The following is a 13,906-nucleotide window of genomic DNA, read 5'->3' as shown; positions in this document are numbered from 1 at the left end:
CAATTGTGCCCAACCGGGTTGGGGACGCGTGGCGTCAAGTGTCGGCCAACGCCTTGGCGATTGCTGTCTTGATCCGGGTGTCGGCCGGCTCGACCGTCGATGCAAAGACATCGGCAATATAGCCGTCCCGGCCAATCAGATATTTGTGGAAGTTCCAGCGCGGAACTTCTCGCGGGCGCGCCTCTGCCGCCCATTTGTAAAACGGATGCGCCTTCGCACCGACCACGGCGGCAATAGGGAAGGTAACGCCGTATTGGTGGTGGGCGGTTTCCGATATCTCGCTGGTGCCGCCGGGCTCCTGTCCGCCGAAGTCGTTGGAGGGTACGCCAATGACGGTGAGGCCGCGTTCGCGAAACTCGCCCCAGATGTCTTGCAGGCCGGCATATTGCGGCGTGTAACCGCAGAGCGAAGCGGTGTTGACCACCAGCAGTGGCTTGCCGGTGAATGCCGCAAGGCGGATGTCGTCGCCTGACAATGCCGGGAAAGAGAAGGCATAGGCGGAGATTCGGCTCATGCCGCCATCCGCCAGTGCACGCGTCGCCGGCGCCAGCGTGCCAGCAAAGGCGGCGATGAGCATGGTCCTGCGGTTCATCATGACGGCGTCCCCCGAAATGATCCGGGGCGGATGTTACCCCCTCGGCGCGAGCGGCGTCGTCAACACCGCGTTATCTGACGCGATGAAGCGCTTAGTACAGGCGGACTATGAAGTCGGTGCCTTCGCCAGTCTCGCCCTGGTTGATGCCCTGATCGGAGACGATGATCGAGCCGCCTGATGTCAGCATTTCGTTGATCCTTGCGATCGTGTCGGCTGGGATCGAGACGCGGTCGAGCGCCTCGGCCGGGCTGTCCGGCGTGACCACAGGCTTGGCAGCGACGGGAATCACGGCCGCGCCACGCTGGCGGACTGTCAGGCGGACGTTATCTTCGCGTGCGGCAGAGCGGACGGACACTGGCAAGGACACCACCGACCAATGCAGCGCATTGGAATCCGTCTTGTCGACTTCGGCGGTGAAGACATGCGTGCCGAGCGGCCGATCGCTCGCAGCGATCGTGACAGGCACCTCGAACAGCGGCGCAAAGTTCTGCCGGACGTAGAGCTTGGAATCCTTGCGGCTGATGAAGACCGCGATCTGGCCCGCCCGCTTGGGCGCGTCGGGTTTTGCCACGGGCGCCGGATCGGCAACGCGGGTTTCGTCCTTCTTGACCTCGGGCGTCGCCGCCTGCGCTGGTGCCATGACCGGCGCATCGGGCGTCTTCGCGGGTTCGGACTTGGCCGGTTCAGGCTTGGCGGTTTCGGCCTTCGGCGCTTCCGCGGCGTCGACAGGCTTCGCTTCAGTGTTCGCGGGCAGCGCGGCGTCTCCGGCCTGGGGCTTGGCCGCGTCCGCCGCCTCAGCGGTGTTGGTCTCGGGCTTTGCCGTTGTCTCGGTCTGGTCGACCGATGCCGCCGCCTCCTCGCGGGCCGGGACATATCCGGTGGTCACGTCCGACATGACGGTGTGGCCGACCGACGAGCGCAGCTCGAGCACGCCGTCGGCGCTGGCGGTCTTCGTTTCGGCCGGGTTTGCTGCGGCGGCTCCGGTATTGGCAGCGACCTTGTCGGCCTTGTCGCCGGCATTGGTCTGCGGCTCGAGGCTGGCCGCGGATTGGAGCGGCACGCGCAGCGAGGCAAGCAGCGGATGTGAGAAGTTCTGCGGCGACATCTGGCCCGGCGAAACTATCACGCGCGCGCCCATCCTGGTCCAGTTCCACATCTTCACAGCGAACGCCATCGGCATGCGGATGCAGCCATGCGAGGCCGGATAACCCGGCAGCACGCCGGCATGCATGGCAACGCCCGACCAGGTGATCCGCTGCATGTACGGCATCGGCGCGCCGCTATAGATGTTGGAGTGGTGAAATTTGTGCTTCTGGATGACGCTGAACACACCCATCGGCGTCGAATGGCCCTTCATACCCGTCGACACCGGGGATTCCGCGAACACGCCGTTGGTGTCGTAGACCGTGACCCTCTGCCGGTCGATCGAGACGACGATGACCAGAGGACCTTGCGGTTTCGTGCCGGCTTCCTTTTCGGCAACAAGGTCTTTCTTGACGGCCGCACCGCGCTTCTGCGGCTTCTGGCGCGGGACTTCGGGATGGCGCTCCTGGCGCCCGTAGGACCCGTCGGAATAATCCGTCCAGTAATAGAATGCTGCATCCGCCTGGCTCGCCGTGCCGATCGCACCTGCCGCCGTCAAAATGGCGACCTGCCAAAATCGCGCCGGCTTGGCAGAAAAACCAGACCCGTTCACGCTGTTCATCATCGAATCCATAATCCAAATCAGATGTTAGTCTCTCAGAGGGGATACGCGTTCACCAGCACGGCGGTTCTGCGATCAGCTACTTTTGTCCAAAGCGTAGCAAAAAAGCCTCACGGAGCGGTAAACGGCGGCCGCGTCGGCTGGCCGGCCGTCTTCCTGATCGGTCGCCCGATGCCTACATTGCTGGGACTTGTTACTGGAGAACTTCATGTCATCTCGTTTCCCCGGTCTTTCCAGCATCCGCTTGAAAGGCCTCGCTTTATTCCTCCTGGCGCTGACCGTGCCGGCAGCGTCCGCCTTCGCCGCGGACGAGCCGGATCTGATCTTCCGCCGCTCGACGGTGTTCAAATGGATGAGCCCGAACGACAAGCTTGCGACCTATGGCCTCGACGACCCTGAAGTCGAGGGCGTGGCCTGTCATTTCACGGTGCCGGAGAAGGGCGGCTTCAAGGGCTGGCTGGGTCTTGCCGAGGAGGTCTCGGACATTTCGCTCGCCTGCCGTCAGGTCGGCCCGATCAAGTTCAAGAACAAGATGGAGCAGGGCGACGACATGTTCCACCAGCGACGCTCGCTGTTCTTCAAGAAAATGCAGATCGTGCGCGGCTGTGACGCCAAGCGCAACGTGCTGGTCTACATGGTCTATTCGGACAGGCTGATCGAGGGTTCGCCGAAGAACTCGACCTCGACCGTGCCGGTCATGCCGTGGGGACCGGCAGACGCCAATGTCCAGAAGTGCGGAGAGTTCTTCACTCAGTGACGCTCTTGCGTTCACTCACTGAGGGGTTTGCGTTCACTCGGTGATGTCAGCGCGGCTGGCGCGCGGTTTTGCAAGATGCGAGCCGGTCAGCCGCACGAATGACTGCGGCGTCGCCTCAAACCCACGACTTGATTGCAGCGCCATTTCGCCAGGCGAATTGGCGCTGCTGTGAACAGGTCGTTGCTCCCGGCGGTCCGTTCGTTGGTCCGCATCGCGCGCCGTTGCGCGATTCTGCGCCGTCATGATGGCCGTTCCTCGCATGAACGCGCTCGGCGATGCCCGGGCGTCCTCGGTCTCGATAGCTTGGGTCGCAGTCGAAGCGCCCCCGGTTCGACAGCACGCAGCCTTCGTTCGGCTTCTCTTCAGCAGAAAAACGTAAAACGCATGTGAAGGGTGTGAGGCGGGATCATGACGGCGCCAGCGTTCCGGCGCGCATCCGATCTCGCCCGGAACCCGTCAAATCACTTTGCGCTGCCGCACGACCCATCTGAAAAGATTGAGATTTTCCGTCGAATATGTCGTCGCCGCGAGCCGGACGAAACAATTCTCACGGAGATGAAACCATTTTCCGGCTTTGGCGCATCACGCGCGAAACCGCCCATGGTTATCAACCTCACAACGACGACGGCGCACGCCGGCCACCGAATTCGGAGAGAAGTTCATGCGCACGCTTAGCCTCATTCTTGCTTTTGGTTTCGTGCTCGCCGGCTCCTCGTTCGCAGGCTCGCCGGATGGCAATGTCCCGGGCATCGGTACTTTCCAGTACAGCGGCTCGCCGATCATGACCCCGGCGCCGCAGCCGATCGTGGTTGCCGCGCGCTTCTGATCGTCAACAAGAAAAATCAGCCGATAAAGGCCATCATGCTTGTTCGTGCTTTCGCTGCGGCGTTCATATCCCTTCTGACGATCAGTGCCGTTCAGGCGCAGGTGCGCTCTCCCTCAAGATTACCCGATCCCCGTACTGAGTTCGTGAGGCAATGTGCGCCGCGCATGCTCGGACGGTGGGAGCATCCGGAAGAGGTCTGCGGCTGCCTGCACGATCATGCTGCCGCCGTCGTCGAGGATCGCGATCTCCGCGAGGCCCTGCTGCGCGGCATCAGCGAGACCGGGGTGCCGACGATCGAGACCGACTGGGTGCCGGCCGCAAAGCAGACCGAAATCGGCCCGACCTTCACCAAGATCGCCAAGCCGACCCTGCAATGCATGTTCGATCCGGCGAAGTAGCGCTCATCGCTTTGATTTCGGACCAAACCGCGACACGCAGGTGCTGGTCCGTGCGATGCCCTTGTCGGTCATCTTGGCGCCGCGCACTTCCTTGACTTGTCCGGCGGGACAAGTTCCGTCGTCCACTTGCACGCGCTGGCCGAGCTTGAGATCGACGATGTCCTGCTCGCGTCCGACCGTGCCTGCGCGCGCCGTCGCGGCAAGTGCGATGAAGATCATGAGCGAGAGGCAAGTCGCACGGCGTAGCAGCATGGTGTGAGCTCCCGGCATCGGTGCCGCAATGTAGGGACCGGCAGCCGATTCTCATAGTGAACGTTCGTCATGCGCGCCGGGCCGGCTTGCGCCTTGCACGCACGGCTGCTCGCGATTCCTGCGCGAGCCGCGCGGCGGATGCCACGAGCTTCGGAACCGCGTGGCCGGAAAATCCCAGCACGAAACCGGGCAGTGGACGTGAGCGTGAATAGGTGTCGGCCAACAGCCAGCCTTCGGCGCCGGCGGCCTGCTTGGCTTCTGCCGCCACCAGCAGGTCGACCGAGGGATCGAAGCGGGCGACAAGATGCAGGCCCTGTGATGGGACCGGCACCGACAGCACGCCGCCGGATACGGCTTCGAGCGTCCCGGCCAGCGCGTCGCGCGCCTCGCGGTAGAGCTTGCGCACGCGCTTCAGGTTGGCCGCGAAGGCGCCGGAATTGAGCATGTCGGCCACCGCGGCCTCCATCAGCGTGCCGGGAAAGCGGTCGAGCGCGGCCCGCGCTGCGGTGACATCCGCAATCAAGCGCTCGGGCAGGGCGCAATAGCCGATCCGCAGGCCCGGAAACAACGTCTTGGCGAACGTGCCCATGTAGATCACACGCTGGAGGTGATCGATGCCGGCCAGCGACATCAGCGGCGCGCCGTCGTAACGGAATTCGCTGTCGTAATCGTCTTCCAGCACGAAGGCGCCGGCCTGCCTGGCCCAGTCCAGCAGCTCGAGCCGCCGCGGCATCGACATCTGCACACCCAGCGGAAACTGGTGCGACGGCGTCACATAGGCTGCGCGCGCGGACGGCGCCGCCGCGCGGCCTCTGGCGATCCGCATGCCGTGCGCGTCGACGGGCACGGACACGGCACGATAGCCGCAATGCGCGATAGTCTTGCGCGCGGCGGGATAACCTGGGTCCTCGCACCAGACCTGGTCGTTGGACTTCAGGATCGCGCTCAGCACGATGCGCAGCGCGTGCAGCGTGCCCGACGTCAGCATGATCTGATCGGGATCACAGCGCAGGCCCCGCGCCGACAACAGATGATCGGCGATCGCCGCACGCAGCTCGCGGCTGCCGCGGGGGTCGCCATAGTGCAGATGCTCCGCGCCGAAGGCGCGCATGCGGCGGCCGACAAAGGCCCGGAAACGCTGCACTGCGCGCGCGTCAATATGGGTGCAGCCGAGCGAAAACGCGCCTTGCCCGGGCGCTTCCACGAAGATCTTCGGCCGCTTCGGCTCGGCCGCGCGCGCGGGGATGCGCGTGGCAACGAAGGTGCCGGAGCCGACGGTGGCATCGGCAAAGCCGTCGGCGATCAGCCGCTCATAGGCGGTGACGACGGCATTGCGCCGAAAGCCTGTCTGCTTGGCCAGCGTGCGCGACGGCGGCAGCGGCTCGCCGGGTTTCACCAGGCCGCCGACGATCATCTCGCACAGCGCCTGGTACAGCCGGTGCGCCGACGAAGCGCCGGCCGTGATGTGCGGGCCTGCGAGGTCGAGCGGCAGCTCGGCTTTGGCCGGCGAGGGGACAGAATTGGTCGGAATTTTTTCCATGGAATTGGCACTATCGCAGACCAAATCCGCGGCTACAACTGCGCTGGAAGTGATCCAATCCGACAGGAGCGGCCGTGAGCCAGACCGAGAGCCCAAATTCCTATCCGACGTCCGCGCGCAACCAGGTGAAGCGCCGTCACGACCGCGGCTTCTACGATCACGACACCGTTCATCGCATCCTGGATTCCTCGATGCTCTGCCACGTCTCCTATGCGATCGACGGCCAACCCTATTGCACGCCGACCTTCTTCTGGCGCGAAGGGACGAAGCTGTATTGGCATGGCTCGAGCGCCAGCCGCATGCTGCGCAACCAGACCCGGGGGGAGCGTGTGTGCCTGACCGTCGCCCATCTCGACAGCATGGTGCTGGCGCGCTGCGGGTTCAATCACTCCGCCGACTACCGCGCCGTGATGGCGTTCGGCACCGCCTATCTCGTCACCGATCCCGAGGAGAAAGAACGCGCGGTTATCGCGATGGTCGACCGCTTCTTCCCCGATCGCACCGCAAGCCTGCGGGCGAGCAACACGCAGGAGATCAAGGCGACCTCCTTTATCGCGATGGAGATCGAGGAAGCCTCCGCGAAAATCCGGGCCAAGGGTGTGGCCGACGATGAAGAGGACTATGCGCTGCCGATCTATGCCGAGCGCATCCCGGTACGCACCGTGCTCGGCGCGCCGGAGCCTTGCCCGCGGCTGCTCGACGGCGTCAGCCGGCCAGCGACACTGAACGGCTATTCGGAAGGCCGGCTGCTCGAAGATGCATTGCGGGATGCCTATTTTGCAGAGTACCCGAACGGCTGAAATCGGTTAGCTTGCGCTCCATCGATGATCTCAATGCCCGATTGGAGTTGCCTGATGAATGCCGAAACGCAGCAGAGGATTCTTGACGCCGTCGATGCCGGCTTCGAAGCCCAGCTCGCGACAACCCGCGATTTCGTCGCTATCCCCTCGACGCGCGGGGCGGAAGGGCCTTGCCAGGACATGATCGGCGACCTCCTGCGCGCGCGCGGCTACGAGGTCGACGACTGGCACATCAATGTCGACGACCTCAAGGATCTGCGCGGCTTCGGGCCCATCGAGCACGATTTTTCGAAGGCGCGCACTGTGGTCGGCACGTACCGGCCCAAAACCGAGGCGGGCAAATCGCTGATCCTCCAGGGTCATTGCGACGTCGTACCGGCCGGGCCGCTGGAACTGTGGGACACCCCGCCGTTCTCGCCCGTCATCGAGGACGGCAAGATGTTCGGTCGCGGCGCCTGCGACATGAAGTCGGGCACCATCGCAGCGCTCTCCGCGCTCGATGCGATCAAGGCCGCAGGCCTCAAGCCTACGGCGCGGATTCACTTCCAGTCCGTGATCGAGGAGGAGAGCACAGGCGTCGGCGCGCTCTCGACGCTTCAACGCGGCTATCGTGCCGATGCTTGCTTCATTCCTGAGCCGACCGGCGGCAAGATGGTGCGCTCGCAGGTCGGCGTGATCTGGTTCCGCCTGCGCGTGAAGGGCCATCCGACCCATGTCGCCTTCGCCGGCTCCGGCGCGAACGCAATCATGGCGGCCTATCATTTGATCCAGGCGCTGCAAAAACTCGAGATCGAGTGGAACGAGCGCGCGAAAGCCGATCGTCACTTCAAGACGCTGAACCATCCCATCAACTTCAACCCCGGCATCATCAAGGGCGGCGACTGGGCCTCCAGCGTGCCGGCCTGGTGCGACGTCGATTGCCGGATCGCCGTGTTGCCGGGCTGGTCGATCGCCGATCACCAGAAGGAGATCATGGCCTGCGTTGCGGCTGCCGCGCGCAACCACCGCTTCCTCGCCAACAATCCCCCGGAGGTCGAATGGTCGGGCTTTTTGTCGGAAGGCTATGAGCTGACCGACGCCGCCGCGCCTGAGGCGGCGTTCGGCAAGGCCTTCAACACCGTCTATGGCGGCGCAGTCGAAGATCTCGTCTTCACCGCGCTCACCGACACCCGCTTTTACGGCCTCAATCACGGCATCCCGAGCCTGTGCTTCGGCGCGAGCGGCGGCGAGATGCACGGCTTCAATGAATATGTCGATCTGGACTCGCTTAAGAAGACGACCAAGGCAATGGCGCTATTCATCGCGAATTGGTGCGGGGTGGAGAAGGGCTAGGGGCCTTCCGCCGTCATTGCGAGGAGCCCTTGCGACGAAGCAATCCAGTCTGTCACCGCGGAGACAGTCTGGATTTGCTTCCGCCTTCGCTAAAGCTTCGGCGGACAAGTCGCTGCGCTCGCAATGACGGGGATTGCCCAATCCACCGGCGTTCAAAATCCTTTAAGCTTAAAAGAAAGACTAGGATGCCGCCCGCGCCGGTGGCAGACTGGCGCCAGGTCCAGATGGCCTTGAGTCCGTCGAGGAAGCACGATGCGCGATTGGGATGACGCTTATGCCAATTCGGCCCATATCCCGGGCTCGGACAAGATACCGGCGCTGTGGGCGGAGCGGGCGGCGGCTTATCGCGCCGGGCTTAAGAAGTTTCGCGCTGACATCGCCTATGGCGCCGGCGAGCGCCAGCGGCTCGACCTCGTCCTGCCCGACGGCGACAGCAAGGGCCTCGTCGTGTTCGTCCACGGCGGCTATTGGATGCGCTTCGACAAGTCGGCATGGACTGATCTCGCCGAAGGCGCGCGGCATCACGGCTGGACCGTGGCACTGCCAAGCTACACGCTGACGCCGGCCGCGCGCATCTCCGACATTACGGCAGAAATCACCACGGCGACCGCCAAGGCGGCCTCGCTCGTCGCGGGTCCGATCCGGCTCGCCGGCCATTCCGCCGGCGGCCATCTCGTCACGCGCATGCTGTGCGACGACAGCCGGCTGGAGCCGGCCGTCGCCGACCGCATCGCCGGCACGCTTTCGATCAGCGGCCTGCACGATCTGCGTCCACTGCTCAAGACCAGGATGAACGACACCCTGCGCATGACGATGGAGGAGGCGACGCTGGAAAGCGCGGCGCTGCATCTGCCGCGCGGGCCTTCGCCCGTGACCGCCTGGGTCGGTGGCAACGAGCGACCCGAATTCATCCGCCAGTCCGATCTGATGGCCAATGTCTGGACTGGATTCGACGTGCCGACTCGTCTTGTCGTCGATCCCGGGCTGAACCATTTCACCGTGATCGACGCCCTCAAGGACCCGTCGTCGCCAATCACCGCGCGCCTGATCGGCCTCGACTGACGGGGCCTCAAAGATCGATTGAAAGGGCCTGCCATGACGTCCAGCCAATACGATCCCGCAAGCGAAGGCGCCGAGACCGATTTCGCCCGGCGCATGTCCTACGGAAGCTATCTGGCGCTGGACGCGATCCTCGGCGCGCAGCATCCGCTGTCGGAAGCGCATGACGAGATGCTGTTCATCATCCAGCATCAGACCACCGAACTGTGGATGCGGCTCGCCATCCACGAGCTCAGCGCCGCACGCCGTTCGATCGCGAAGGACGAGGTGCAGCCTGCAATGAAGATGCTGGCACGGATGTCGCGCATCTTCGAGCAGCTCAACGGCGCCTGGGACGTGCTGCGCACCATGACGCCCAGCGAGTATACGCGCTTCCGCTCGCAGCTTGGCCAGTCCTCAGGCTTCCAGTCGCGGCAATACCGGTTGATCGAATTCCTGCTCGGCAATCGCAACCACGCCATGCTCAAGCCGCACGCGCACGATTTGGAAACCACGCAGCTGCTCGAAACCGAACTCGCGACCCCGAGCCTTTATGACGAGGTGCTGCGGCTCGCCGACCGCAACGGGCTCAAGATGCCCGCGGCGGTGCTGGCGCGCGATGTTCGCGAAACTCATAGCTTCAATGAAGGTGTGCTGCAGGCCTGGCGTATCGTCTACGAGGCGCCGGAAACGCACTGGATGCTCTATGAGCTCGCCGAAAAGCTGGTCGATTTCGAGGATTATTTCCGGCGCTGGCGCTTCAACCATGTGACGACGGTCGAGCGCGTTATCGGCTTCAAGCGCGGCACCGGCGGCACCGGCGGCGTCAGCTACCTCAAGCGGATGCTGGAGGTCGAACTGTTTCCCGAACTCTGGCGCGTGCGCACGATCCTGTAGAGATTTTCATGACCAAGCTTCGCGTCTACGACGACACCAAAGCGCTGTTCCATATGCCGGACGGTGTGATCTATCTCGACGGCAATTCGCTCGGCGCGTTGCCGCTTGGTGTCGCCGAGCGCGTCAGCCGCGTCATCACCGCCGAGTGGGGTGATGAGTTGATCCGCGCATGGAATACGGCGGGCTGGTATGCCCAACCGCGCCACGTCGGCGATCGCATCGCGCGGCTGATCAGTGCGGAAGCCGGCTCCGTCATGGTCGGAGATACGCTGTCGCTCAAGGTCTATCAGGCGCTCGCCGCCGCGCTTGACATGAACGCATCGCGCAAGGTCGTCCTGTCAGACACCGGCAATTTTCCGACCGACCTCTACATGGCCGAAGGCCTGATCGCGACGTTCGGCCGTGGCCATCAACTGCGCCTGGTAGCGCCGGAGCAGATCGAGGCTTCGTTGTCGGAGGAGATCGCGGTGCTCTACATCACCGAGGTCGACTACCGCAGCGGACGCCGCCACGACATGGCGAAGCTGACCGCAAGAGCGCATGCGCTTGGCATCGTCACGGTCTGGGACCTCGCGCATTCGGCCGGTGCGCTGCCGGTTGACCTTGCGGGTACCGGCGCTGATTTCGCCGCCGGATGCACCTACAAATACATCAACGCCGGCCCCGGCGCGCCGGCCTTTCTCTACGTCGCGCCGCGCCACGCCGACAGCGTGCGCGCCGCTTTGTCGGGGTGGATGGGACACGCAAAGCCGTTCGCGTTCGAGCTTGCCTATGCGGCCGCAGGCGGCGTCGAGCGCATGCGCGTCGGCACGCCGCCGGTGCTGGCAATGGCAGCGCTGGAGGCCTCGCTCGATATCTGGGACCGTGTCGATATCAGAGAAGTCCGCGCGCGTTCGCTGGCGCTCGGCGATCTCCTGATTGCCGAGGTCGAACGCCGCTGTCCGTCCTTGAAGCTCGTTACACCGCGCACCCATGAGCGCCGCGGGTCTCAGGTCTCCTTTGCTTTCGACGGCGGCTATGCCGCGATGCAGGCCCTCATCGCCCGTGGCGTCATCGGCGATTTCCGCGCGCCTGACATCATGCGATTTGGCATCGCGCCGCTGTATATCGGCGAGAGCGAGATCATGCGGGCGGCCGAGATCATGGAGGAGGTGATCGCGGGCGAGATTTGGCGGCGGCCAGAATATCAGGTGGTGAATGCGGTGACGTGAGGGGGCCCGTGCCCCGGACGCAGCGCAGCGCCTCTCGGCGATGCGCTGCAGAGCCGAATGTCACGGCGGCGATTACCTCGGACGTCATTGCTTTGCCGCGCGGAGCAATTCACCCTGAGAGCAGAATGATTTGGGAGGAGATCCGATGACGCCGCTCGAGAAACTTAAAGCAATGAAGATGCCGTTTGCCGAACTCAAGGGCGTCGAGTTCGTCGAAGCCGGAAAGGATCGCGTGGTGGCGCGGATGATGGTCAGGCCCGATCTCTGCACACTTCATCACACGATTCACGGAGGCGCGGTGATGGCGCTGGCCGATTCCGTCGGCGCGGCGGCCACCGTGATCAATCTGCCGGAGGACGCCAAGGGCACGACCACGCTCGAGAGCAAGACCAATTTCATCGGCGGGGCCAAGGAGGGAACCACGGTGATCGCGACCGCTACCCCAATCCACAGAGGCCGGCGCACCCAGGTCTGGACCACCCGGCTGGAGACCGAGGACGGCAAGCTGATCGCCGTGGTGACGCAGACCCAGCTGGTCCTCGTATGAATACGGGGGCTTGATTTTATTAACGAATTAGTCGCCTCCAATGCCCGAAACTTGGGCAGGTTCCCGTCTTGAAAAGTTTGTTGCGATGCACAATATTGGAGGCCTAGGGATTCGAACGCCTCCTCGAGGGACACCAAGAGGAGTTTTGACTTGTCACTCGCAGCAGATTTTGGACTTGAAGTAACCAGCCGCCCGAAGTCCGTCCAGGGCTACGTGCGGACCTTGAGCCAGCAGGAAGAATTGCCGCTCTTGCGCGATCATCTGCTGAGGCTCGATGCCGAAAGCCGGCACGACCGCTTCAACGGTTTTCTCGACGACAGTTTTATCGAGCGTTACGCCGCGCGCTGTGCCGAGGACGGCACCGTGATCGTCGCCTACATCGTCGATGGCGTGGTCCGCGGTGCGGCCGAGCTGCATCCGCCAGAGGGCGATTCGCTGCCCGAGGTCGCCTTCAGCGTGGAAGCCTCGGCGCGGCGCCAGAACGTCGGCACCGTGCTGTTCAGCCGTTTGATCGCGGAAGCGCGCTGGAAAGGCTACAAGCGCCTGCGCATTACAACCGGTGCCGAGAATCACGCAATGCGCGCGCTCGCCAGGAAGTTCGGGGCGCATCTGCAATTCCGTCATGGCGAATCGACCGGTACGATCGATCTCGCCAAGGCGCCTGAGGACGAGCTCGCTGATCTCGCGGCCTCGCCATTCGCGGCCGGCCGCGCTCTTATCAGCTTCAACTCGACCTGCTGGAAGATCATTTCCAGCATCTATGGCAATCGCGCCGCCTGACCTGAAAAAGCCGACTGGAATCAAAAAGCGGACCGGCAAAACCGGTCCGCTTTTGTATTGGAAATAGGGAACTAAGCCTTCAGGTGCCGGTGCGCTTGTCGTTGCCGAAGCGGCGCACGACACGGCGTTCGACCACCACCGAGCGCTGCGCACCCTGTTCGCCGGCGATCACGCGGGTCGAGGTGATGCGGCTGTTGGTGCGAACCTGTTTCTTGACCTCGGCCTGGACGACATCAAGCGGCATGCCCATCAGGGCTGCGGCGATCTCGGCCTGCTGCTCCTGATCATCGGTGATGCCGACGGCGGCGAAGATCGCCTCGTCCAGGGTCGGCGGATCGTGGCGCACGCGCCGCGTGCCATATTTGGTATTCCAGTCTGCGTTCATAACGGCCTCGTTTCGATGCCGGGATACCTAGTGCCGTCTATGTTGCATTGCAATATGAAATCGGTGTGGCATCTCAGCTATGCACCGGTTGGGTGTCAGGGTGGTGACGCGACACCGGCAACATCCGCAACCCGCTGCTGTGGCCAGCGTTTCAGCGCCGCGTGGCCCGCTTCCGTCAGCCCGTAGATTCCCCGTTCGGTGCGTTCGAACCAGCCATACACATTGTTAAGCATGATCTTGCCGGCATCGGGACAGCGTTGGCGCAACTCGCTCACCCTCCGCGGGCCTGCCGCAAGCTCCGAGGCGCAGGCCAGCGCCTGCTGCCGATAAGCCGTCATGATCGGCGCGCGCGTGCTGCCGCCCAGCACCGGATCGCCCTGGCGGCGCTGATGCTCCGCAACGAGGCGCGAACGGACCTTCGGCTCGCGGCGTGGGGCTGCCGTCGGCGGCTTCACCAGCACCTCGACCTGACCCCGGTCGGTCACCCCGAGCATGCCGAAGCCGAGGCGGCGACAGAGATTGCGATAGCGCGCGTCGGTCTCGCGTCCCTTGCCGCGCACCGACATCTTTGCTGCGATCCAGACCTCGTCGCCGGCCGGTGCACGATCGACCGCCTGAAGGATCAGCTCGAGATTGAAGGTGAGCTTGAGCTCGCCGATCACCACCACCGGCGGATCGCCGGCGCTGAGGCCCACGAGATCGCAGCCGCCGATCTCGCCCTTGACCGTGAAGCCGAGCTCTTCGAGGAAGCGTTTGACAGGCAGATAGAGCGTGGTTTCCAAAGCAAGCTTCCGAGTGTCACGTCCGAGAATCAGTCTGCGGCAGTTTAGCCCCGGAATGGAC

At 63.9% G+C, this 13,906-nt stretch carries 17 protein-coding genes; 10 read left to right on the top strand and 7 right to left on the bottom strand.

Going from position 1 to position 13,906, the window contains the following annotated elements; all coding sequences use genetic code 11:
• Positions 1-34 precede the first annotated feature (34 nt).
• Both AC0L3C_RS02900 and AC0L3C_RS02895 read right to left on the bottom strand, forming a co-directional pair.
• A complete protein-coding gene (locus AC0L3C_RS02900) occupies positions 35-595 on the bottom strand; it encodes a glutathione peroxidase (protein WP_473407076.1) in 561 nt (186 codons plus the stop codon).
• 91 nt (positions 596-686) lie between these two features.
• The gene (locus tag AC0L3C_RS02895) at positions 687-2,300 is read right to left on the bottom strand and encodes a L,D-transpeptidase (protein WP_473257097.1); all 1,614 of its coding nucleotides are present in this window, start codon (positions 2,298-2,300) and stop codon (positions 687-689) included.
• A gap of 208 nt (positions 2,301-2,508) precedes the next feature.
• Between AC0L3C_RS02895 and AC0L3C_RS02890 the strand changes: the two genes are divergently transcribed.
• Positions 2,509-3,057, top strand: a complete 549-nt coding sequence (locus tag AC0L3C_RS02890; RefSeq protein WP_473407075.1) for a CreA family protein — start codon at positions 2,509-2,511, stop codon at positions 3,055-3,057.
• 33 nt (positions 3,058-3,090) lie between these two features.
• Here the strand turns inward: AC0L3C_RS02890 and AC0L3C_RS02885 are convergent, their stop codons facing one another.
• On the bottom strand, positions 3,091-3,300 hold the full coding sequence (locus tag AC0L3C_RS02885) for a hypothetical protein (RefSeq protein WP_473257093.1): 210 nt from the start codon (positions 3,298-3,300) through the stop codon (positions 3,091-3,093).
• A gap of 418 nt (positions 3,301-3,718) precedes the next feature.
• Between AC0L3C_RS02885 and AC0L3C_RS02880 the strand changes: the two genes are divergently transcribed.
• Positions 3,719-3,883, top strand: a complete 165-nt coding sequence (locus tag AC0L3C_RS02880; RefSeq protein ID WP_167552240.1) for a hypothetical protein — start codon at positions 3,719-3,721, stop codon at positions 3,881-3,883.
• A 35-nt stretch (positions 3,884-3,918) separates the two neighbouring features.
• Positions 3,919-4,281 carry a hypothetical protein gene (locus AC0L3C_RS02875; protein ID WP_473257091.1) on the top strand — a complete coding sequence of 121 codons (363 nt, stop codon included), beginning with the start codon at positions 3,919-3,921 and terminating at the stop codon, positions 4,279-4,281.
• A gap of 3 nt (positions 4,282-4,284) precedes the next feature.
• Here AC0L3C_RS02875 and AC0L3C_RS02870 read toward each other — a convergent pair whose 3' ends face one another.
• Complete coding sequence (locus AC0L3C_RS02870) at positions 4,285-4,533, bottom strand: DUF6719 family protein (RefSeq protein WP_473257089.1); 249 nt, start codon at positions 4,531-4,533, stop codon at positions 4,285-4,287.
• Positions 4,534-4,600: 67 nt separating this feature from the next.
• Positions 4,601-6,073, bottom strand: coding sequence for a MocR-like pyridoxine biosynthesis transcription factor PdxR (pdxR, locus tag AC0L3C_RS02865; protein WP_473407074.1), 1,473 nt, complete (start codon positions 6,071-6,073; stop codon positions 4,601-4,603).
• A gap of 74 nt (positions 6,074-6,147) precedes the next feature.
• Between pdxR and AC0L3C_RS02860 the strand changes: the two genes are divergently transcribed.
• The 7 genes from AC0L3C_RS02860 (at position 6,148) to AC0L3C_RS02830 (ending at position 12,678) form a co-directional block, all read left to right on the top strand.
• A complete protein-coding gene (locus AC0L3C_RS02860; RefSeq protein ID WP_473257084.1) occupies positions 6,148-6,873 on the top strand; it encodes a pyridoxamine 5'-phosphate oxidase family protein in 726 nt (241 codons plus the stop codon).
• 54 nt (positions 6,874-6,927) lie between these two features.
• Positions 6,928-8,205 (top strand): ArgE/DapE family deacylase, encoded by a 1,278-nt coding sequence (locus AC0L3C_RS02855; RefSeq protein WP_473407073.1) that lies wholly within the window; start codon positions 6,928-6,930, stop codon positions 8,203-8,205.
• A 252-nt stretch (positions 8,206-8,457) separates the two neighbouring features.
• Complete coding sequence (locus AC0L3C_RS02850; RefSeq protein ID WP_473407072.1) at positions 8,458-9,267, top strand: alpha/beta hydrolase; 810 nt, start codon at positions 8,458-8,460, stop codon at positions 9,265-9,267.
• 33 nt (positions 9,268-9,300) lie between these two features.
• Positions 9,301-10,140 carry a tryptophan 2,3-dioxygenase gene (gene kynA, locus AC0L3C_RS02845; protein WP_473257078.1) on the top strand — a complete coding sequence of 280 codons (840 nt, stop codon included), beginning with the start codon at positions 9,301-9,303 and terminating at the stop codon, positions 10,138-10,140.
• An 8-nt stretch (positions 10,141-10,148) separates the two neighbouring features.
• Positions 10,149-11,351 carry a kynureninase gene (gene kynU, locus AC0L3C_RS02840; RefSeq protein ID WP_473407071.1) on the top strand — a complete coding sequence of 401 codons (1,203 nt, stop codon included), beginning with the start codon at positions 10,149-10,151 and terminating at the stop codon, positions 11,349-11,351.
• Positions 11,352-11,496: 145 nt separating this feature from the next.
• Positions 11,497-11,898, top strand: a complete 402-nt coding sequence (locus AC0L3C_RS02835) for a PaaI family thioesterase (RefSeq protein ID WP_007609457.1) — start codon at positions 11,497-11,499, stop codon at positions 11,896-11,898.
• A 150-nt stretch (positions 11,899-12,048) separates the two neighbouring features.
• The gene (locus AC0L3C_RS02830; protein WP_007609461.1) at positions 12,049-12,678 is read left to right on the top strand and encodes a GNAT family N-acetyltransferase; all 630 of its coding nucleotides are present in this window, start codon (positions 12,049-12,051) and stop codon (positions 12,676-12,678) included.
• A 79-nt stretch (positions 12,679-12,757) separates the two neighbouring features.
• On the opposite strand, the gene AC0L3C_RS02825 is transcribed toward AC0L3C_RS02830, so the two are convergent.
• Positions 12,758-13,063, bottom strand: coding sequence for a hypothetical protein (locus AC0L3C_RS02825; protein WP_007591844.1), 306 nt, complete (start codon positions 13,061-13,063; stop codon positions 12,758-12,760).
• A 95-nt stretch (positions 13,064-13,158) separates the two neighbouring features.
• Positions 13,159-13,845 (bottom strand): DUF2161 domain-containing phosphodiesterase, encoded by a 687-nt coding sequence (locus AC0L3C_RS02820; protein WP_063992659.1) that lies wholly within the window; start codon positions 13,843-13,845, stop codon positions 13,159-13,161.
• Positions 13,846-13,906 lie beyond the last annotated feature (61 nt).

The sequence above is a fragment of the Bradyrhizobium sp. WSM4872 genome, from assembly GCF_055811715.1.
This window is presented reverse-complemented; position numbering and strand designations above follow the sequence as displayed.

Excerpts from the sequence above, each read along its gene's own strand:
- AC0L3C_RS02900 (WP_473407076.1), bottom strand. The coding sequence starts at position 595 with ATGATGAACCGCAGGACCATGCTCATCGCCGCCTTTGCTGGCACGCTG.
- AC0L3C_RS02895 (WP_473257097.1), bottom strand. The coding sequence starts at position 2,300 with ATGAACAGCGTGAACGGGTCTGGTTTTTCTGCCAAGCCGGCGCGATTT.
- AC0L3C_RS02890 (WP_473407075.1), top strand. The coding sequence starts at position 2,509 with ATGTCATCTCGTTTCCCCGGTCTTTCCAGCATCCGCTTGAAAGGCCTC.
- AC0L3C_RS02885 (WP_473257093.1), bottom strand. The coding sequence starts at position 3,300 with ATGACGGCGCAGAATCGCGCAACGGCGCGCGATGCGGACCAACGAACG.
- AC0L3C_RS02880 (WP_167552240.1), top strand. The coding sequence starts at position 3,719 with ATGCGCACGCTTAGCCTCATTCTTGCTTTTGGTTTCGTGCTCGCCGGC.
- AC0L3C_RS02875 (WP_473257091.1), top strand. The coding sequence starts at position 3,919 with ATGCTTGTTCGTGCTTTCGCTGCGGCGTTCATATCCCTTCTGACGATC.
- AC0L3C_RS02870 (WP_473257089.1), bottom strand. The coding sequence starts at position 4,533 with ATGCTGCTACGCCGTGCGACTTGCCTCTCGCTCATGATCTTCATCGCA.
- pdxR (WP_473407074.1), bottom strand. The coding sequence starts at position 6,073 with ATGGAAAAAATTCCGACCAATTCTGTCCCCTCGCCGGCCAAAGCCGAG.
- AC0L3C_RS02855 (WP_473407073.1), top strand. The coding sequence starts at position 6,928 with ATGAATGCCGAAACGCAGCAGAGGATTCTTGACGCCGTCGATGCCGGC.
- AC0L3C_RS02850 (WP_473407072.1), top strand. The coding sequence starts at position 8,458 with ATGCGCGATTGGGATGACGCTTATGCCAATTCGGCCCATATCCCGGGC.
- kynA (WP_473257078.1), top strand. The coding sequence starts at position 9,301 with ATGACGTCCAGCCAATACGATCCCGCAAGCGAAGGCGCCGAGACCGAT.
- kynU (WP_473407071.1), top strand. The coding sequence starts at position 10,149 with ATGACCAAGCTTCGCGTCTACGACGACACCAAAGCGCTGTTCCATATG.
- AC0L3C_RS02835 (WP_007609457.1), top strand. The coding sequence starts at position 11,497 with ATGACGCCGCTCGAGAAACTTAAAGCAATGAAGATGCCGTTTGCCGAA.
- AC0L3C_RS02825 (WP_007591844.1), bottom strand. The coding sequence starts at position 13,063 with ATGAACGCAGACTGGAATACCAAATATGGCACGCGGCGCGTGCGCCAC.